The sequence below is a fragment of the Streptomyces sp. NPDC048349 genome (assembly GCF_040651925.1).
Lineage (GTDB): Bacteria > Actinomycetota > Actinomycetes > Streptomycetales > Streptomycetaceae > Streptomyces.
This window is the reverse complement of the sequence record NZ_JBEZLA010000033.1, coordinates 25,470-44,617: the sequence shown is the minus strand read 5'-3', so window position 1 is coordinate 44,617 and position 19,148 is coordinate 25,470. Positions and strand designations below refer to the sequence as shown.

18 protein-coding genes are annotated in these 19,148 nt (G+C 72.3%); 7 read left to right on the top strand and 11 right to left on the bottom strand.

The annotated features are described in order from the left end of the window. Nucleotides 1-98: 98 nt before the first annotated feature. Together AB0D44_RS19300 and AB0D44_RS19295 are read right to left on the bottom strand one after the other, a co-directional pair. A complete protein-coding gene (locus AB0D44_RS19300; protein WP_362592129.1) occupies nucleotides 99-461 on the bottom strand; it encodes a PRC-barrel domain-containing protein in 363 nt (120 codons plus the stop codon). A gap of 133 nt (nucleotides 462-594) precedes the next feature. Continuing rightward, on the bottom strand, nucleotides 595-861 hold the full coding sequence (locus AB0D44_RS19295; RefSeq protein WP_362592126.1) for a DUF4235 domain-containing protein: 267 nt from the start codon (nucleotides 859-861) through the stop codon (nucleotides 595-597). A gap of 265 nt (nucleotides 862-1,126) precedes the next feature. On the opposite strand from AB0D44_RS19295, the gene AB0D44_RS19290 reads away from it, so the two are divergent. Next, entirely contained in the window at nucleotides 1,127-1,573 is a 447-nt protein-coding gene (locus AB0D44_RS19290; RefSeq protein WP_362592124.1) for a hypothetical protein, read from the top strand. Nucleotides 1,574-1,658: 85 nt separating this feature from the next. Here AB0D44_RS19290 and AB0D44_RS19285 read toward each other — a convergent pair whose 3' ends face one another. After that, a complete protein-coding gene (locus AB0D44_RS19285) occupies nucleotides 1,659-2,399 on the bottom strand; it encodes a DUF4360 domain-containing protein (protein WP_362592121.1) in 741 nt (246 codons plus the stop codon). A 92-nt stretch (nucleotides 2,400-2,491) separates the two neighbouring features. Next, a complete protein-coding gene (locus tag AB0D44_RS19280; RefSeq protein ID WP_362592118.1) occupies nucleotides 2,492-3,145 on the bottom strand; it encodes a DUF4360 domain-containing protein in 654 nt (217 codons plus the stop codon). Between the two features lie 385 nt (nucleotides 3,146-3,530). On the opposite strand from AB0D44_RS19280, the gene AB0D44_RS19275 reads away from it, so the two are divergent. From AB0D44_RS19275 to AB0D44_RS19265, 3 genes are all read left to right on the top strand, one after another. Next, complete coding sequence (locus AB0D44_RS19275; protein ID WP_362592115.1) at nucleotides 3,531-6,428, top strand: ATP-binding protein; 2,898 nt, start codon at nucleotides 3,531-3,533, stop codon at nucleotides 6,426-6,428. A 49-nt stretch (nucleotides 6,429-6,477) separates the two neighbouring features. Continuing rightward, the gene (locus AB0D44_RS19270) at nucleotides 6,478-6,849 is read left to right on the top strand and encodes a hypothetical protein (protein ID WP_362592112.1); all 372 of its coding nucleotides are present in this window, start codon (nucleotides 6,478-6,480) and stop codon (nucleotides 6,847-6,849) included. Between the two features lie 183 nt (nucleotides 6,850-7,032). Further along, entirely contained in the window at nucleotides 7,033-8,154 is a 1,122-nt protein-coding gene (locus tag AB0D44_RS19265; RefSeq protein ID WP_362592109.1) for a nucleotide disphospho-sugar-binding domain-containing protein, read from the top strand. A 59-nt stretch (nucleotides 8,155-8,213) separates the two neighbouring features. On the opposite strand, the gene AB0D44_RS19260 is transcribed toward AB0D44_RS19265, so the two are convergent. The 4 genes from AB0D44_RS19260 to AB0D44_RS19245 all read right to left on the bottom strand — a co-directional run bounded on the left by AB0D44_RS19260 (nucleotide 8,214) and on the right by AB0D44_RS19245 (nucleotide 12,301). Then, entirely contained in the window at nucleotides 8,214-8,579 is a 366-nt protein-coding gene (locus AB0D44_RS19260) for a hypothetical protein (protein WP_362592106.1), read from the bottom strand. A 181-nt stretch (nucleotides 8,580-8,760) separates the two neighbouring features. Continuing rightward, nucleotides 8,761-9,114 carry a UBP-type zinc finger domain-containing protein gene (locus AB0D44_RS19255; protein WP_362592103.1) on the bottom strand — a complete coding sequence of 118 codons (354 nt, stop codon included), beginning with the start codon at nucleotides 9,112-9,114 and terminating at the stop codon, nucleotides 8,761-8,763. Beyond that, nucleotides 9,111-10,628, bottom strand: coding sequence for an ATP-binding protein (locus tag AB0D44_RS19250; RefSeq protein WP_362592100.1), 1,518 nt, complete (start codon nucleotides 10,626-10,628; stop codon nucleotides 9,111-9,113). The genes AB0D44_RS19255 and AB0D44_RS19250 overlap by 4 nt, the downstream gene beginning before the upstream one ends. Beyond that, the gene (locus AB0D44_RS19245; RefSeq protein WP_362592098.1) at nucleotides 10,625-12,301 is read right to left on the bottom strand and encodes an FAD-dependent oxidoreductase; all 1,677 of its coding nucleotides are present in this window, start codon (nucleotides 12,299-12,301) and stop codon (nucleotides 10,625-10,627) included. The genes AB0D44_RS19250 and AB0D44_RS19245 overlap by 4 nt, the downstream gene beginning before the upstream one ends. Before the next feature lie 267 nt (nucleotides 12,302-12,568). Between AB0D44_RS19245 and AB0D44_RS19240 the strand changes: the two genes are divergently transcribed. Then, nucleotides 12,569-12,874, top strand: coding sequence for a hypothetical protein (locus AB0D44_RS19240; protein WP_362592095.1), 306 nt, complete (start codon nucleotides 12,569-12,571; stop codon nucleotides 12,872-12,874). An 82-nt stretch (nucleotides 12,875-12,956) separates the two neighbouring features. On the opposite strand, the gene AB0D44_RS19235 is transcribed toward AB0D44_RS19240, so the two are convergent. After that, nucleotides 12,957-14,291, bottom strand: a complete 1,335-nt coding sequence (locus tag AB0D44_RS19235) for a cation:proton antiporter (RefSeq protein WP_362592092.1) — start codon at nucleotides 14,289-14,291, stop codon at nucleotides 12,957-12,959. A gap of 617 nt (nucleotides 14,292-14,908) precedes the next feature. Beyond that, entirely contained in the window at nucleotides 14,909-15,457 is a 549-nt protein-coding gene (locus tag AB0D44_RS19230; RefSeq protein ID WP_362592230.1) for a hypothetical protein, read from the bottom strand. 538 nt (nucleotides 15,458-15,995) lie between these two features. On the opposite strand from AB0D44_RS19230, the gene AB0D44_RS19225 reads away from it, so the two are divergent. Together AB0D44_RS19225 and AB0D44_RS19220 are read left to right on the top strand one after the other, a co-directional pair. Further along, a complete protein-coding gene (locus AB0D44_RS19225) occupies nucleotides 15,996-16,574 on the top strand; it encodes an HPP family protein (protein ID WP_362592089.1) in 579 nt (192 codons plus the stop codon). A gap of 100 nt (nucleotides 16,575-16,674) precedes the next feature. Then, complete coding sequence (locus AB0D44_RS19220) at nucleotides 16,675-17,718, top strand: sulfotransferase (RefSeq protein ID WP_362592087.1); 1,044 nt, start codon at nucleotides 16,675-16,677, stop codon at nucleotides 17,716-17,718. A gap of 81 nt (nucleotides 17,719-17,799) precedes the next feature. Here the strand turns inward: AB0D44_RS19220 and AB0D44_RS19215 are convergent, their stop codons facing one another. After that, on the bottom strand, nucleotides 17,800-18,804 hold the full coding sequence (locus AB0D44_RS19215; RefSeq protein WP_362592085.1) for a DUF4872 domain-containing protein: 1,005 nt from the start codon (nucleotides 18,802-18,804) through the stop codon (nucleotides 17,800-17,802). Between the last annotated feature and the right edge of the window lie 344 nt (nucleotides 18,805-19,148).

Below are 19,148 nucleotides of genomic sequence, written 5' to 3'. Positions count from 1 at the left end.
CCCGCCCCCCTTTTTTACTAATAAATACACCCGCGCGCCCCGCCCCCCCGCACCTCCATGGAGGTCCGGGGCCGCGGGCACGGGGTGGGCCGGGGCTGTCAGAACCGGCCCGAAGTGCCGCCGACGCCGTAGTAGGAGCCCAGCTCAGAACGGTATGCCGGATCCTCGAGGTGCTTCTCCCGGTGGAACTCCGGGGCGTCCTTGATCTGGCCCTTGGTGCGGTCGACGTAGATCCTCTGCTCCTCGGGGTCGATGCTGACCACGGTGCTCGCGGGCAGCAGGACCTCCTTGCCGAAGATCCACATGCCCGTGTCGACGACCAGATAGGCGTCGGTGACCTCGTCAGAGTGCTTGTCCACCTTGCCGATACTGCCGTCGGTGGCCTCGACCTTGTAGCCGGTGAGATCGGTGCCGGCCAGACGACCCGCCGTCGGCTTGTAACTCCACACGTGCTCAGTCACGCGAAAACAACTCCTCCGGTCGAACAGAGATTTTCGTGCCGTACATGACGGTTGGTGCGTTTCCGTCTGCAGCTCGCTTGCCCCGCATTCCCCGCCCGAACCCATTCGGAATCCGTACGGAAAGGAATGCGGCTCAGGCCGGCCAGGTTCCGGTGAGGCGGCGCACGCCGGTCGCGCCGGCGCGGTCGACCGCCGCCTTGACCGCCGCGAAGACCGCACCCTGGATCGCGGCGGCGAGGAGGATCTCGCGCCAGGATCGGTCCTCGTCCATGGCGTCGGGGGCGTCGCCCTCGTGGCCCAGGATCTTCCAGGCCTGCTTGAAGAGCTGGCCCGCCGCAAGACCGCTGGCGGCACCCAGCACGAGCCCCACGGGCCGGTAGGCGAGTTTGGCGGTGTTCATATCGATCCCTTCCTGTGAGTCACCTGTGCTCCTGCCCCGTGGCACGGCCGGTATGGCACCGGTCGTGCCGCTGCAGACCCCGGCGCCCGGGGTCAGGCACCGGGATGGGGCGGGTTCCTCGCCGGGGGCGGGACGAGCACCCGCTGCACACCACCCCGTGCACCCGAGTGGGCGAAAAACACGAAGCTGCCTGGTGCCCCCACGCGAGCCGTGGTCTGGTCGGGGCAACAGAAACCGGCTCACAGAAAGGTACGGAACGTTGCACTTGAGGCGTACCGGCACGATCCTGGGCGCAGCCGCGCTGACCATGCTGACCCTCCCGGCCCCCGCTCACGCCGCGGCGACCGCCTGTGGCGGAGGTGTGTCGACCGGCCGTGTGGCCGTCAACGGCTGCATCAGCGCCCAGCGGGGATCCGTCGGCCGCTTCCCCACCCGTGAGATCACGGCGTACATCAAGGCGCGCAATACCGGACCGAAGGGGCTCAACGTCTCGTACGAGGCGTTCTTCCGCGTGGTCCAGGGCGGCCACTGGGAGAAGGTCGGCAGCGGTCGCGCCTACGTCCGGGCCGGCGAGGCCATCGGCCCGGTCGAAGTGGGGAGCACGACGCGGGTGTGCGGCCCGGTGAAGGTCGAGATCCGCGTACACGCTCGGGCCGACGGCGCCGCCTGGAGCGGCTGGTCTCCCGCCTCCACCAGGCAATGCCAGACCTGAGCACCTGAGCACTTGACGCTCTCGTCCGGGAGCGGGCCGGGACGCATACCGTCCCGGCCCGCTCCGGACTCCCCTTGCGCCGCGCCTACTTCGGGTGGGGACACACCTGCCAGGCGAGGTGGTAGAGGGTGCTGACGCCGGCGTCGGTGGAGTCCATGGCCATGAAGCTCGTGGACGTCTGCGGGTTGGACGTGCCGGCGTTCACGCGCAGTTCGGTATTGATGTTGAAATTGCGCTTCTCACCGCACGGGGCCCACACCAGGTCGGCGTATTCCGTCTTGTCGCTCGTCTGCCAATTGTCGTTGAGCGGGCCGTTGAACTGGTGGGTCCGCTGGGCGGTCTGCGACATTCCCTGGAAGTAGTAGTTCGCCCTTTCCTGGCCCCACGCGCCGGGCTGGAGGAATGCGAATCCGCGGTAATCGGCCTGGACGATGGCGTAGGTGAAGCCGGAGGGCACGTGGACGCGGAGATTGAGCTGGCAGTTCTTGCGGAAGCCGGTCGGCGGGGCGCCGGGGCCGACCTGGGCGAGGTAGTCGCTGTAGGTGACGGTGAACGCGGTGTTGTCCGGGGCAACGGCCACCTCGGCGGTGCCTTCGCGGCAGCCGGAGCCGTTCACGGTGGCGAGTTCGATCACGATCTTGTCGGGCGGGACCGTGATCGGGCCGGCCGCCACCGCGGGCGTCGACGCGGTGATCAGGGCGGCGGCCGCCCCGCCGATGAGCAGGGTGCGGATCCAGGTGCGGATCCAGGTGTGGGTTCGGGGCCGGGTGCGGGTGCGGGTTCGGGTGCGCGTGCGCGTGCGCGTGCGGGACAGGGGATGAGACATCGTTGTCACTCCTCCTCGCCGTCGGGCGGGTTTTCCGGCGTTCGCGTGCTCGCGGGCTCACGTCGGGCTGCTCACGTCCTCAGCCGTCCGCGTCAGGCCGCGGGGCATTCCCTCCACTCGAAGTGGTAGACGGTGCTCACGCTGCCGTCCGTCGAGTCCATGCTCATGAAGCTCAGCGCCTGCGGGCTCGACGTGCCCGCGTAGACCCGCAGTTCGGTGTTGACGTTGAGGTTGCGCTCCTCGCCGCAGGGTGCCCACACCAGGTCGGCGTACCCGGTCTGGTCGCTGGCCTGCCAGTTGTCCGTGAAGGGACCGTTGAACTGGTGCGTCGTACGCGCCGTCTGGGCGGCGCCCTGGAAGTAGTAGTTCGCGCGTTCCTGGCCGTAGGCGCCGCGCTGGAGGTGGGCGAAGCCCCGGTAGTCCGCGCGGGCGATGGCGTACGTGAACCCCTGGGGCACGTGGATCCGCAGGGCCAGCTGGCAGTTCTTGCGGAACTCGGTGCCGCCCGCGCCGGCTCCCGCCTGCGCGAGGTAGTTGCTGTAGGTGACGGTGAACGCCGTGTTGTCGGAGGCGGCGGCGACGTCCGCGGTCCCCTGGGGGCAGCCCGAGCCGTTGACCCCGACCACCTCGACCGTCATGCGGCCGGGCGGCGGAATGGACGGGGGGTCGGCCTGGGCCTGGGCGGGGGCGGCCATGGCCGACAACACCGCGATCGCGGCGACGGCGACCATTCTTCGGAGCTGCATATCCGGCTCTCCATTCGTTCGGAACGGGACGGAATTCGACGTGGACATGCCATCACGGGGACCGTGGGGCCCGGAGGACGCGTTACGGCCAACACGCGGCCCTCACATTCCCCGGCACGCCCCCTGGCCGGATCCCACGATCCCGGCCGCCCGCATCCCGCCGCCCATCAGCCCGGCGGCGCGGCCGCGGCCGGGCGGAGCCGTCGGCGGCCGACCGGACGATGACCGGTTTCGCTGCGCGGCCGCCGAACCCCAGCCGTCGCCGTGGCTGGGCAAACGATTCGTCTGTCGGCGGCGACGAGAAAATGCGTCATTCCGCTATCGCGGAGCCCATGGCTGCGGAATCCTGCCAAGGACGTTCCGTACGCCAAGGGCGGGAGAAACAATGGCGGGCGGGGACCGGAACCTGACCGTGGGCGGCGACGCCGTCGGCCAGTTCGTCACCGGTGACAACAACGACGTCCTGAGCGTCGTGGTGAACGCGACGCATTCCGCCGTGACGGTGGTGGGGCCGGCCAAGCGGCCGAGGCCGGTACGCCGCGAACGCATCGAGCGCCTGCCGCGCCGGCCGGGCCGGCCGTTGCTCGGCAGGGACACCGAACTGGCCTCGCTGGTCCGCAGCATCGCCGACGACGAACCGGCGGGGGTGCACGGACCCGAGGGGATCGGCAAGAGCACCCTGATCCGGCAGGCGGTGTTCGAGATCGGCCACCGCGACGGCGTCGTGTTCCTCGACGGGCACGGCACGGACGTCGAGGACCTGGCCCAGAGCGTCTTCGAGGCGTGCTACGACGCCCCGGGGTACCGCCCGGGCGACGGAGAACTCCACCGCCTCCTCGCGGGGATCCGGCTCTGCGTCGTCGTCGACGACCTGGACGTACCGGCTCGGGAATTGACCCGGCTGCAGGACACGATGCCGTCCGGCACCGTCGCGTTCAGTTCCCGCGAGCGTCTCCTGTGGGGAGAGGGCACGGCCCTCGCCCTCACCGGCCTGCCCCCGTCGGCCGGGTTGCAGCTGCTCGCCCGGGAGTTGGGGCGACCGCTGTTCCCGGCCGAGGCGGACACGGCGGCCTCGTTGTGGCAGGCGAGCGAGGGCAACCCCTACGCGCTGATCAGGGCGGCCGCCCTGGCACGCCCCGGCCCGAACGGCGCGCAGGCCCTGCTGCCGGAGCCCGCCGAGGTTCCTGCGTTACTGCGCCGGGCCGTGGCCGGGCTGGGCGACGTGGCCCGGCAGGTCCTGGCCCTCCTCGCGACGGCGCCGGAGGCGCACACCACCGCCGCGGTGCTCACGCTGCTGGTACCGGGCGCCACCGCCGCCTCCGTCGAGGAGGCCGTCGGCCGGCTGGCGGGGCTGGGGCTGCTGACCCGCACCGGTCCGCACGTCCGCCTGGCCGGGGACCCGACGGGCTCACTGCCGGAGGATCTCGCGCTCGGCCCCCAGCAGCTCGCGGAGGCCGCCGGCCGGCTCACCGCGTGGGCATCGGCCCCGCGGACCGCCCCCGCGTCACTGGCGGACCACAGTCTCCTGATCGCCGGGCTCGCCGACGCCCTCGTCCGGGACGGCAGGCCCGACCTGGGCGTCGCCCTCACCCGGGCCGCCGCCCCCGGCACCGCGTGCTCCCTTCGCTGGGGCGCATGGGACCGGATCCTCACCCGGGGCCTGGCCTGCGCCCGCCAGGCCGGTGACGAGCGAGCCCGGGCGTACTTCACGTACGAAACGGGTGTGCGCTCGTGGCTGACCGGCAAACGTGTGGCCGCCGCGGCTGCGTTCGGGGCGGCGGCGGCAGCCTGGCACGCACTCGGTGACCCCACCAGCGCCGCCGTGGCCGAAGGCGCCCGGGCACTGACCACGCCCGGCCCCGCACCGTCCGCGGGCTCCGATTCCGGCACGGAGGCGGACGCGGGGATGGACACGGACGCGGGGTCGGATGCGGGGGTGGATGCGGGGTCGGATGCAGGGGCCGATATCGGGAGCGGGGGCCCCGGGACCGGGACCGACAGCGGCTCCCCGGAAGGGCTCACCGACCCGTCCCCGGGAACGGGAACGGGAACCCCGCACCACGCCACCCCTCCCCCCTCGGACGGCAGCAGTGCCCCCGACCCCTCGGCGGCGGGCGAGCTGCCACCGGCTGACCCGCCTCCTGCGGACCCTCGCGTACCGGCGCCCGGTTCGCCCCCGCCCCCGGCCCCGGCCCCGCCCCCCGGAGTCCCCGTTCCCCCCGTGGATCCGGTCGGACTTTCGCTGTTCGCCAAGGTGCTGATCGGCGGCGCACTGCTCGCGGCAGCAGCGGTCGGCACCGTGACGGTCCTGGACGTGTTCGGCGGTCCCGCCCAGACCCCGCCCACCGTGCCCCTGCGCGTACACGTGGCGACCAGCCTCTTCGAGGTCAAGGACATGCCCGGCGCCCCCGAAGGCCCCTGCCCCGCCAACACCGGCAAAACCGACTGCACGAAGGTCTCGCAGGTGGTCAAGGGCAAGCGGGGACCCGTCGAGGTCATCCCCGCGGGGTCGCTCCCGCCGGGCGTGAGCGTCGTCTACTGGGGATGCGAGGAAGGCCCTTCCTCCGCGGCCTGCACCGTCAAGGCCGACCGCGAACGCACCGTGTGCGCCACGACGACCAGCCCGGACGACGAAGCCGCCCGACGGGAGTGCCTGCGGCGGACCGGCGACCAGCCCCCGGCCACGCCGCAAAGCGCCCTGGTGTACGTCCAGTTGGGGGCGAACGACTTCGAGGTCACGGTCACGTCCGACGCGCCGGGCACGAAGCCCTGCATCCAGCCGCCCCTCGCGCTCGAACCGTCCGTCGGCCGGAGCGACGATCCTCCGCCCCCGCGGGCCTGCTCGTTCGTCGTCCCCCTCCACACGAAGATGAACCTCAGGGCCGAGATCACGGGCACGGCCCGGAGCCTGGCCCGTCCCTTCAACGGAGAACCCGAGTGGTTCGGCTGCGACGAAGGGCCCGCGGCCCCCGGCCCGTTGGACCCGAACGGCAGGGGCATCGACGAGGCCGGCGACCGGCAGGAGATGTACGCCAACGGCACGAGGACCTGCACGCTCACCCTCACGACCGGGCGGTACGTCGGTCTGTCCAGCACCGACCTGAGTGACGGCGGCTCGACCGCCGCCCTGGCCGGCGCCTTCGCCCAACTCCCCAGGGTCCACCTCGCTCCGGGTGTGACCGCCATGCCGAAGCCGCAAGAGCCGCCCCTGCAGCGCGTCCCCTGCTCTTCCGCCGGGGGGCCGGAAGGGATCGAGTGCCTCGGCAAGCCCTCGAACGGTTGACGCGCGCACGCCCCCGCACACCCACCCCGAAGCGAAACGAGGACGGAAGATGGCCGACACCCCCGGATCCCGTGGCATCACGATCCAAGGCGCGGCCACCGGCCTGTTCCAGACCGGTGACAACGCCACACAGACGTCCACCACGATCTCGGCCGACTACGGAACGGCGGCCGTGGCGCGGTTCGCGGAGCTGATGCTGCGCGCCGTCCCCCAGCTCGGCCTGTCAGACGATCAGGAGGCCGGCGCCCGGCGGACACTGCACGAGCTGCAGGGCGAGGCGGCCGGCCCCGAGCCGTCGCCCTCACGGCTCCAGCAGCTGATGGGCGGCTTCGTGGACTACCTGGCCCAAGCGGGCGCGCCCGCCCTGACCGCCGCGTTCATGACCCTGGCCATGCACGTGGGCATCGTCGGCCCCCGGTAACCCCTCCCGCCGCCCCGCATCGATCGCATGCAGCGGTTCGCCCGGAAAAGACCGCCCTAAAACGTCCGATTATCGACCCCTTCTGAGGGAACACCGCCCGCCTTCCCGTCAGTTCACCGAAGGGAACGGGGGCGAGCCCGCACCGCTCGCCCCCGACCGGAAGAACAACGGCAAGGAGAACCCGTGCGCATACTCTTCACCGGACCGGCCGCGGCCGGCCACCTCTTCCCGATGATCCCGACCGCGCAGGCCCTGCGCGCGGCCGGCCACGACGTGCTGTTCGCGAGTTCGCAGCCGCTGCACCAGCTCCGCGAGGCCGGCTTCCCGATCGTCGAGATAGGCGACGGCCGCAGCATCCGGGACGTCTTCGAACAGTCCACGGGCGAGGAGGTACGTTACGTCACCCCCGACATGACCACGGACCAGATCCTCGACCGGGCGGCCCGCGGCTTCGCGCTCGTCTCCCGCCCCACCGTGGAAGGTCTGCTGGAGGCCGCCGACAGCTGGCGCGCCGACCTCCTGGTCTACGACTCCTTCCAGGCCTCCGCACCACTGGTCGCCGCCAAGCTCAAGATCCCCTCGGTGATCCAGAACTTCGGCGTCACGTCCGGCCTGGAGATGGTCGGCCGGCTCGCCGCCAATTTCACCGAGGCGTACGAGAGGTACGAGGTGGCCGGCCCCGCCGAGCCCACCGCGCTGAACATCGTCCCCGCCTCGCTCGGTGGCGACGCGGGCGGCCTGCGGATGCGCTACCTCCCCTACAACGGCGGCGGCACCGTCCCCGCCGAGCTGCTGCGCCGCGGCACCCGCCCGCGCGTCACCGTCACCCTGGGCACCGTGCTCACCGAAATGGACGGGGTCCGCGCCATCGTCCGCCTGATCGAGGCCGCCGCCTCGGTGGACGCCGATTTCCTGCTCGCCGTCGGCAACGCCGACCTCGCCCCGCTCGGCAATCTCCCGCACAACGTCCGCCCGCTGCCGTGGGTACCGCTCGCGGAGCTGCTGACCGCCTCCGACGCACTGATCCACCACGGCGGCTCCGGCACCATGCTCACCGCCCTGCAGGCCGGCCTGCCGCAGCTCCTCCTGCCCCAGGGGGCCGACCACTTCACCAACGCCGACGCCCTCACCCGGACCGGTGCCGCCCTGCGCTCCGCCTCCGACGACGTCGACGCTCAGCTCCTGACCCGTCTCACGACCGACCCGGCCCTGCGCGAGGCCGCCGTCCGCCTCCAGGCGGAGAACGCCGCCCTGCCGACCCCTGCCGAGACCGTCCCCGCCCTGGAGGCCCTGGCCGCCTCCTGACGCGCGGGCCGAACCGCCGTAGTCGGCAGTGAGGCCGACTACGGCGCCCCCGTGCGAGGTCAGGAAGTGCGCTTCAGCGTCCAGCTGTTGGCGTTGAAGCTGGGGACGGCCGAGTAGCGGCAGCCGCTCGAGTAGTAGGAGCTGGTGATGGTCCAGCCGGCGGGCGGCCAGGTGGAGGCACAGGCGTTGACCTGCGTGCCGACCGGATAGCCTCTGAGGTCCTTGATCTGCTTGGTGTTGGGCGTGAAGCCGGAGCCGCACCCGCCGCTGTTCCACCACTGGACGTCCACCCAGCCGTCGGGGGTGAGGGTGCTGGAGCACATGGTGAGGGTGTCGCCGGGTGCCGCCGAGGCGGGGCTCGCGGTGATCGCGAGTGCGGTGACGGCCATGGTGGCCAGCGTGGCGGCGTAACGGGTGCGGATCACGATACGTTCCTTTCGGCACTCTGGGATCGCCGCCGACCATCGGCAGGCCGTTCCAGGCGCCGGGTTATTGCTATCCGACCGGATCAGGTGACAGAAAGTCACCTTTTGGGCATAACTGTGCAGCGTTTTACGGCCGTGGTTCTCCCCCGAACCGCCAGGGCCCCGCTGGTGTGCGGCCGGTTCAGCGGTGCAGCTGCCGTGTCCAGTCCTGTGGAACCCGCTCGGCCGGACCCGGAGCCGACTGATCCGCAGGGTGGTCGACCGGCGGAGCCAGCTCGGGCCCGGACTCGTACAGCGTGCCGCTGTCGTAGTCCCAGAACCATTCCTCGCCCGGTTCGAAGCTCTGCACCACGGGATGACCGGTGGCCCTCCAGTGGGCGGTGGCGTGCTGGGCCGGGGACGAGTCGCAGCAGCCGATGTGGCCGCACTGGGCGCAGCGCCGCAGGTGGAACCACCAGCCGCCCACCACGTCGCAGTCGCCGCAGCCGGGCCCGGTGGGCGCGGCGTGCGGATCGATTCCGTTGATCTCGCTCATACGGGCTCCTCGGCGGTCTCCATGTCGGTCCCGGCACCGGTGCCGGTCTCGCTCTCGGTGGCGGTGTCGGGCGCGTTCTCGGGCTCCGGGGCGGTCAGCGGCAGCAGCACCTGGAAACGGGTGTCCCCCGGTGCGGATTCGACCTGGAGGCTGCCGTGGTGCTTGTTGACGACGATCCGCCAGGAGATGTCCAGGCCGAGGCCGGTGCCCTCGCCGACCGGCTTGGTGGTGAAGAACGGATCGAAGATGCGGCTGCGGATGTCCTCCGGGATGCCCGGCCCGGTGTCGCGGAACTCCACGAGCAGCCGGTCCCCCTCCCGCGCCGTGCGGACCGTCAGCGTGCCCTCGCCGCCGGTGCTCCCGATGGCGAAGACGGCGTTGTCGATGAGGTTGGTCCACACCTGGTTGAGCTCCGCCGGGTAGGCGGGCACGTTCGGCACGGAGCGGTCGTAGGCCTTGACCACCCGGACCCGGGGGCCGATCTTGCCGGACAGCATCAGCAGGGTGCTGTCGAGGAGTTCGTGGACGTCGACGACCCGGTGCGGGGCGCGGTCGAGCTGCGAGTACTGCTTGGCGGCGTCCACGAGGTGGGAGATGCGGGTGGTGGAGTCGTCGATCTCGTCCATCAACAGCTCGGTCTCGACCGTGTAGTTGAGCCAGCCGATCGCCCCCGGGAGGATGTCGTCGGCCACGGCCGCCGCCACCTGCTCCAGCCAGTCCGTGTCCAGGCCGGCCTGCACGAAGGTCGGTGCGATCCGCCAGCCCTCCGGGATGCCGTGGTCGTCGAGCCAGTCGGCGAGCTCGTCCTCCCGGTCGGACGCCTCCAGGGGGCTCAGCACCGGCGCCTTCGCGACGCGTTCCGCGGTGCGTTCCTGGATTTCGATGAGGTCGGCGAGTGTCTCTCGGGAGTAGGGGCCGTGCGCGATGACGGCCAGCTTGTGCCGCATCTTGCCCACCCGTTCGCGCAGCGCGGCGGTGGCCCGGACGGCCGCCGCGGCCGGGTTGTTGAGCTCGTGGGTGAGCCCGGCGGACAAGGATCCGAGCGCCAGCAGGCGCTCGCGCTGCCCGATGGCCCGCTGGGTGTTCTTCGCGCCGAAGAAGAGGCCCTCGAGGAGGTGCGCGGCCATCGGGAACCAGTCCTGCATGAAGTCCGCGAACGATTGCGCGGGCAGCACGAAGAACCGCGTCGGCTCGGTCACCCGCATCGAGTTGTTGTACGTCTGCGGCACCCGGTCGCCCAGGTAGGCCTGCATGGCTCCGGCGTACACCCCGCGCTGCGAGGTCCGGCTCACCTCGACGTCGTCGCCGCCGACCCGGCGGGACAGGACGACGGTGCCCTCGATCATCACGTAGAAGCAGGTCGCCGGGTCGCCCTCGGTGTAGACCGGACCGGTGTCGAAGCGCTCCACCCGCCCCTCGGCGCACAGCCGCCCGAGCTGCTCCGGGGAGAGCTTTTCGAACAGGAACAGCGAGGCGATCTCCTGTGGGCTGCAGGGCATGGCGTGGCCGCTCATGACTGCTCCAGGTACCGGTGGACGAGCATCACGGCCATGGCTCCTTCTCCGACGGCGGAGGCGACGCGCTTCGCGGACTCGGCGCGTGCGTCGCCCGCCACGAACACGCCGGGAATGTTGGTCTCCAGGTGGTAGGGCGGCCGGTCGAGCTCCCACTCGGCCGGCGGGCGGCCGTCGGGAGTGAGGTCCGGCCCGGCCAGGATGAAGCCGCGCTCGTCGCGCAGCACCGTGCCGTCGAGCCAGTCGGTCCGCGGGGCCGCTCCGATGAAGACGAACATCCACTGGGCGTCGACGAGTTCGGTGGCACCGCTGTCCACGTTGCGCAGCGTCAGCCGCTCGAGGTGCCCCTCGCCGTGCGCCGCCTCGACGACGGTCCTGGTCCGCACGGCGATGTTCGGTGCCTCGTCGATCTGCTGGATCAGGTAGTACGACATCGACGCCGTCAGGGACGCGCCGCGGACGAGCAGGGTCACCGACTTCGCGCCCCGCGCCAGGTACATCGCCGCCTGTCCGGCGGAGTTGGCGCCTCCGACGATGTAGACGTCCTGCCCCTGGCAGGCGGACGCCTCGGTGAGCGAGGAGCCGTAGTACACCCCGCAGCCGGTCAGGTCGTCGCAGCCCGGTGCCAGGAGGTGCCGGTACGACACCCCGGTCGCCAGGATGACGCTGTGCGCGGCGAGGGACGAGCCGTCGGAGAAGCGGACGACGCGCGCCGCGCCACTGACCTCCAGCCCGGTGACCTCGCGCGCGGTGAGGATCTCGGCGCCGAACCGGCCGGCCTGGCGGCGGGCGCGTTCGGTGAGCTGTGCGCCCGAGACTCCGTCGGGGAAGCCGAGGTAGTTCTCGATGCGGGAGCTCTGCCCGGCCTGCCCGCCGGTCGCCGACCGCTCGACCAGGATCGTCCGCAGGCCCTCGGAGGCCCCGTACACGGCCGCGCCGAGCCCGGCGGGGCCGCCGCCGATCACGACGAGGTCGTAGAAGTCGGCGGCCGGCGTCGTCGCCAGCCCCACGTGGGCGGCGAGGTCGGGGGGCTCCGGCTCGACCAGCACGGTGCAGTCCGGAGTGATCACCACGGGCAGTCGCTGCCCGTCGGCTCCGGCGGCCTCCAGCAGTCGCCGCCCCTCGGGCTCGTCGGAGGAGTACCAGCGGTACGGCACCTGGTTGCGGGCGAGGAACTCGCGCACCTGCGAGGAACGGGCCGACCAGCGGTGGCCGACCACCTTGGTGGCCGGTACCGGCCGGTAGTCGCTGGAGCGCCAGGCCGTGAGCAGGTCGTCGACGACCGGATAGAGCTTCTCCTCCGGCGGGTCCCACGGCTTGAGCAGGTAGTGGTCGAGGTCGACGACGTTGATCGCGTCGATGGCCGCGTTGGTGTCGGCGTAGGCGGTCAGCAGCACCCGCCGCGCGCCCGGGTACACGTTCAGGGCCTGCTCGAGGAACTCGATGCCGTTCATCTGCGGCATGCGGTAGTCGGCCAGGATGACGGCCACCAGGTCGCCCCGCAGCTTCAGCTCGCGCAACGCCTCCAGGGCGGACTCGCCGGACTCGGCGCGCACGATCCGGTACCCGGCACCATAGCGTCGCCGCAGGTCACGGGCGACGGCGCGGGAGACTCCCGGGTCGTCGTCCACGGTCAGGATGACGGTCCGCGCTGTGTCGGCAACCTGTGCCATGCGTCTCCCACGAACGGCCTGGAGCGCGGCACGGCGAGCCGCCCGCACCGGTCCCGCCCATCGTACGTTCGTTCGTCCGGGTTCGCCCTGGGACGCCAGGAACGTCGGAGCCGGCCCTGGAGCGGGGTGCCGTCCGGAGCGGGTGTCCACCCACGGTGAAACCCACGTGCCCCCGGTGAAACGTACGGACCGGGGTATCCGCGGGCGTGAACGACGGGCCGGGACCTGCTGCGGCCGCCGCAGCCTCGAACGGAAGGCGTACCACCCATGACCCAGGACACACCGCCGATGGACGGCCCTCACGAGCCGACCCCCGCGGAGCGACGGGCCCGCGACCGGGTGCGCCGACGGGCCACGGGGATGGCCCACCACCAGACCGCCGAGGCGCTGGAGGCCGTCGAGGAGTCCGCGGGCGACCTGGAGGCGGCGGACGCGGAGACGCGCGCCGAGGTGGCCGAATGGCGGCGCATCACCGACCTGCTCTTCGACCACGGCGGCCCGTACGCGCCGGAAACCGATGCCTACGTACAGGGGCAGCTCACCGCCCGCAAGAACCGGCAGGCCGCCCGCTAGCGGGACGAGCCCCCTGTCGGGCAGCCGCGCACGCGCGGCGCGGCTGCCCGCGCGGAACCGGGCCGCGCTCCCGCCCTGCCGCCTACACGCTGGTGTGCACCGCTCCCGCCGTGCGCTCGGACACCACGGGCGCGCCGGGCGCCGCGGACGTGCCGGACGCGCCGGACGTCCCCTGGGTGCCCGGGGCCGCGGATCCCTTGGACGGCCCGTCGACCGCCGGCCGGCCGAGGAGCCAGCTCAGCAGCGGGCCCGCCATCGCGGTCGTGACCACGGCCATGACGACCATGAGGGAGTAGAGGTCCTGGTCGAGGAAGCCCAGTTGCAGACCCACGTTGAGGACGATGAGCTCGGTCAGGCCACGGGTGTTCATCAACGCGGCGAGGGCGGCCGACTGCCGCACCGGCATCCGGTTGAGCCGGGCCGCGGCGAACGCGCCCGCGAACTTGCCGCCGACGGCCACCAGGAGGATCAGCCCCAGCGCGCCCAACCCGCCCATGTCCAGTTCCGAGAGGTCGACCTTGAGCCCGGCGACGAGGAAGAACACCGGCAGCAGCAGCGTGCCGTTCATCTCCCCGAGGCGGTCGTGCACCTGGGAGCGGAGGCGGTCGGTACCGGTGCGCGGCAGGACCACGCCGAAGAGGAACGCGCCGAAGATGTAGTGCAGGCCGACCCACTCGGTGACGGCGGCGGACAGCAGCAGTCCCGCGATGACGCCCGCGAACACCGCCGGAGTGAGCCGGAGTTCGGGTCGGCGGGCCACGTAGCGCCGGAGCAGGGGCCGCAGGACGAAGAGCATGCCGACCAGGTAGGGGATGGCCAGCAGGATGCGCCACTCTTCGGCGCCGGCCGCGCCGCTCACGGCGACCACGCCGGCGAGCACCGTCCAGGCGAGGACGTCGTCGATGGAGGCGCAGGCCAGGGCCACCATGCCCAGGGGGGTACGGGTCATGTTCCGGTCGGTGAGGATGCGGGCCAGCACGGGGAACGCCGTGATCGACATGGCGATGCCCATGAACAGCATGAACGCGGTCTGGTCGCCGGTCCCGTACTCGTCCATCAGGTAGAGCGCCAGGACCATGCCGAGGCCGAAGGGCACCAGGATGGAGCTGAAGGAGACGGTGGTCGCCAGGCTGCCACTGCCGCGAATCAGCTTGGCGTCCCATTCCAGACCGATGATGAACATGAAGACCGCGACGCCGACCGCGGCCAGGGCGCTCAGCAGCGGCCGGATGGATCCGGGGAAGAGGGCGTCGGAGACCGCCCCGTGGAACAGGGTCGGTCCCAGGGCCAGGCCGGCGAGGACCTCGCCGATGACCGCGGGCTGGCCGAGGCGCCGGGCCAGCGCGCCGCATACGCGTGCCAGGATCACGATGGCGGCGAGGCCGAGGAGGAGTGACGTGGTCTGATGCGTGTCCATACGGTCCGTCTCCGTGAGTCAGGGTCTGCCTGCGTGTCGGGAAGCGCGGGAGGGCGTTCGGACGCCCGGCGACCACGTGGGGCGGCCACCGGGGTGCCGGCCGGGGTACCTGAGAGGGGCAGCAGTACAAGGGGCTGCGCGAGACTGTGCTCCCTCAGGACGGAGCCACGCTGCATTACCGCCGGAGAACGACCCGAGAGCCGGTCGGAAACGGATGTTCCGGGCGGCGCGCAACCGCGGGACGGACCGCGACGCGCCAGGACACCGCCCTTTCTTGACGCTTTCTCAGAAGAACGCGCGGGAAGGACGTTTGAAGGAGGACGACCGGGTTAGACGCGTGGATGCCGGAAGTGCCGCCCACGGGCCGCGAACTTCCGGAGCGGGCCTCAGCCGCATGGCCGCCTTCCCCCGGCGCCGCGGCCGGCCGGCCCGCCCGCACGACGGGCTGCCGCCCGGATCCGTACGGAACCAGGCCGGCCCCGGGTTCCCGGCTCCTCCCCGGCCGGGGAACCCGGGACCGCGCCCGGCGAACCCCCGACGACGGCGCTCATACCGCCGCCCCCGGGCAACGGATCCGACGGCAGCGGCCCGGCACTCCCCCACCGTGGGGGCGCACTTCAGCGCGCGCGTCGAGGACCGCCTCGGTGCGGACGGCGGCGCGAGACGACTTCGGGAGCAGCTTCGGGGGAGGAAAAACCGCCTGCCACGGCCACGCGCGTCGGCTCCGGTGCGCCGGGGACGGGCGAAGCGGCAGTCGGCGCCGCGGAGGCCGGGGCAGCCGTCGGCCGCTGGGCACGGCCGAGGACGGCGGTGTGGGAGATCAGGGGCGCACAGCCCTGGCAGATCTCGGCGAGGGTCCAGACCTGGCCCACGGCCGGGTTGTGGATGAGGACGAGCAGCGGAGCACCGGTACAGGAGGCTCTGGTGTCCTCGTGGAAGCCGCACTCGGCGGCCCGGCACGCACACGCGGCATGGGGGCGCACGGTGGCGAGCCGGCCGTGGGCGCGCGCGTGCTCGGCGGCGAACCGCCGCATGGCCGCCGTGTCTTTGGAGCGGGGCGGCATGCGGCACGCCTCGGTGCTGCAGGTGACGGAGACGGTGTGGTCGCCGTGGCCGGTCAGGCGGACCGTCCAGGTCCGCCCGGGGACACGGGATCCGGGAATCATGGTCAAGGCAGGGTTGTCCGTTCACATATGCGGTGGTGTGCCCGCTGTTCGACGAGTCTCGGGCAGGAGACGGTGGGCCCCGCACGACGCCGGCCCCGGCACAAGCAGAGGGCATCGGCAGGTACGTTGACCCGGTCCTGAGGAGAAGCGCAGCTCAGACGTGCGGACAGGTGCCGAACACGCCCTGCAGTCTTTGTCGCACGCCGTTCCGCAGGTGTCAACGACATGCCGCCACATCCGGGCCGTCAAACCACCCCGCCGCCCCTCTTCCCGCCTCCCTTCTTCCCGCCGGTGGTGCACACCGTGTCGAGTCGTCGGGCAGCCGGCGGCCGGCGGCCGGTCCGCGCGCTGCCCGGGACCCCTCTCCGCGCGCTGCCCGGGACCCCTCGATGAGCCGTCGCGCACCGGACAGATAGGGTCGTTGCGGACGTCCCGGCCGACACCCGCCCCGGGCCACCCCTGCCACGGCACCACCCGCGCCCCGGCGCCCTCCTGTCCCGCCCCGGCCTGCCGGCCGCCCATCCCGGAAATTTCGCACATGAGTACCGACGCGGCGCTGCGCCCTCAGCCCACGCCTGCCCCGACCGACGCCATGCCACCGGACCGCACGACGCCGCGCCGGTGGCCGAGGGGATCCGTCCGGGCCCCGGCCCGGCCCACCCCGGCGGCGGCCCTGCACAGCATCGGCGCGGCGACCGCCGTCCTCCTGGGCCTCGTCGCGATCGGCGCGATGATCCACGAACCGGTGCTAATACCCCCGCTGGCCGCCAGCGCCGCGCTGGTGCACAGCGCCCCGACCCTGCCGCTCGCCCAGCCGCGGAGCGTCGTCATCGGCCACCTGGTGGGCAGCGCCGTCGGCTACGCCGTTCTCGCGGCCGCCGGCAGCAGCGCCTGGGCCGCGGCCGTGGCGGCCGGTGTCACGCTCGCGGTGAACATGGCCGCCCGCACTCCGCACTCCCCGGCGGTCGCCACCGCCGTGATCATCGTGCTCCAGACCCCCGCCCCCGGCCGTTTCATCCCGCTGCTCCTCGGTTCGACGGTTCTGCTGGTCCTGACCGGGTTCGCCGCCTCCCGTGTGCGCCGCACGGCGCCGAGGTATCCCGCCTACTGGTGGTGACACGACGAACGGCCTTCCCGGCCCGAAGAGGGGTCGGACAGGGGCGCGCGGGGAAGTCTGCTGGCGATCGGTACGGCGGTCGGCCTGGGAGATGGATGACATGCGTACTCTGACGTTCGTGGTCGGTACGGGCCGCACCGGGTCGACCGCCCTGTCGGGCATCCTCAACGCCCATCCGGACGTCCTCAGCCTGAACGAGCTGCTGTCGTCGGTGCAGAGCCGGGGCTTCCCGCCCGGCCTCCTGGGCGGAGCGGAGTTCTGGCGGCTGCTCGCCGATCCCAACCCCCTGTTCGAGCGGATGATCCGCAGCGGTGTGCCGATGCCGGAGTTCGTCTACACCCGCCGTCCCGGACGCTTCGCGACCGACACCACCGGCATCCCCGCACTGTCCTTGATGGTGCTCCCGCACCTGACCGAGGACCCGGACGGTCTGTTCGACGAGCTGGAGAAGCAGGTGTGCGGCTGGCCGATCCGGACCGCCGCCGGCCACTACGAGGCCCTGTTCGCCCTGCTGGGCACGCGGTTCGGGCGCAGTGCGGTGGTCGAGCGGTCGGGCTATTCGGTGGAACGGGTGCCGCTGCTGCGCAGGGCCTTCCCGCAGGCGCGCTTCGTCCACCTGTTCAGGGACGGGCCCGACTGCGCGCTGTCCATGAGCCGGCACACGGGCTACCGGCTGATCTTCCTCCTGCGGGACGTCCTCGCCCGGACCGGCGCCGCCCGCATCGAGGAGCTGACCGAGGACCAGGTCCGGTCGTTGCCGCCCGAGCTGTCGCAGCTGCTGGCCGAGCGCTTCGATTCCGCGCTGGTGCTGGAGCGCGAGCTGCCGTCGGCCGGCTTCGCGGACCTGTGGTCGGAGATCATCGTCCGGGGCGTGGCTCACCTCGGCGAGGTGCCCGCCCCGGCACGGACCACGCTCGCCTACGAGGACCTCCTCGACGAGCCCCGCAAGGAGCTGACGCGGCTGGCCGGCTTCATCGGCGTCGAGCCGCTCCCCCGCTGGCTCGACGCCGGCGTCGAGCGTCTGGACGCCGGCCGGCGGGGCGCGTCCCTGCGGCTGCCCGCGGCTGAACTCGCGGCCTTGCGAGAGGGCTGCGCTCCCGGCGCACGCGCCCTGGCCCAGGCCGTGGCCGAGGCCCGCGGGTAGAGGGAACCGCCCCCGGGCCCAGTCGTGCCGGGCAGCCCGCGCCGGCGTTTCGTCCGGTCCTGCGAACCACCCCCTGACCGCCTACTTCTGCAGTGCCCGCACCGCCTGCTGCTCCAGGTCCAGGCAGCGGTCCACGCGCTGGGCACACGCGTCGAAGAGCGCTCGCCGCCCCTCGGCGCCGGCCTCCGGGTCGGCGTCCCGGGCGAGGGCCGCCAGATCCGACCAGTGCCGGGCGGACTCCCTGAAGAGTGCGGCGGCCTCCGGGCGCCCGACGAGCTCGAGGAAGTCGGCGTACAGCGGCCGGGTCGCGCCCGGAGCGGTCCACTCCTCCTCCAGGCAGGAGTACAGCCGCCCGGTGCCGGCCCGGAAGGCCTCGGGCGAGCTGCCGAACCGCCGCTCCCAGCCCGCCTTGGTGGTGGCGTCGCGCAGCTGCGCGGCGAGCTTCTCCATCCCGGAGAAACCGAAGTTGACGTCGAACTTGTTGCCCAGAACCGGCCCGGTGAGGTGCGTGACGGTCGAGGCGATCGCCCCTTCCACGTCCGGCTCCCCCTCGGGCGGCCCGGTGGGCACGATCAGCTGGTGGCGGCCCTTGCGGTGCGCGGTCCAGGCAGCCCCGAACTCCTCGCGGTCGATACGGTACGGGGTCTGCGCACCGTCCTCGATCAGCAGGTCGTCGCCGTCGTACCCGGCGATGACGACGGTGTACGGGTCGGTGCCCGTCACCTCGGCGTCCGGGTCGGGCTCGTGCCAGGGCAGCGAGGAACGGTCGACCACGCAGAAGGCGGGCTGTCCCTCGTCGAGCGCGGCGCGGACCCGGCCCCAGCGGGGCTTCATCGCGCGCGTGGCGTCGTACGGGATCCCCAGGCGGCCGAGCGCGACCTGGACCCAGGGCTCGGGGTGGGCCTGGGCCACGATCGTCATGATGGGCAGCCGGCCCTCGTACTCGAACACGAAGTACATGAAGCCGATCCCGCCCGCCAGGCCGGCCACCAGCTCCTCGTCGTGGACGCTGCCCACGGCGTGCCGGATCAGGGAGGCCTCGCGGTGGCGTCCGGTGCCGAAGTCTTCGTACACGAGCACAGTCATGCGGTCAGCCTAACCGCGGAAACCCGGGGGACCGCGCCGCCTGCGCCGTCCGCACCTGTACGCGTCATCGTGCGCACCGCGGGGCGGTCCCCGCACACGGAGTGGAACGGCGCACTGGCGTGCGAATCGGCGGCCGGGGCGCGTGTTACAGAGCCCTGCATCCATTCGGCGCACCACGCTCGGGCCCGGTGTGAAGAACCCGCCGCTCCGGCGCACAACCCGTCACGGCCCCCCGCCTCACACTCCGTCAACGGGGCCTTGACGCATGCCTGCTACAAGGGAGGGTTACCGACATGTCTGCATTCGGCAACACACGCTATGAGTTGTGGCGTTTGGTGGCGGCT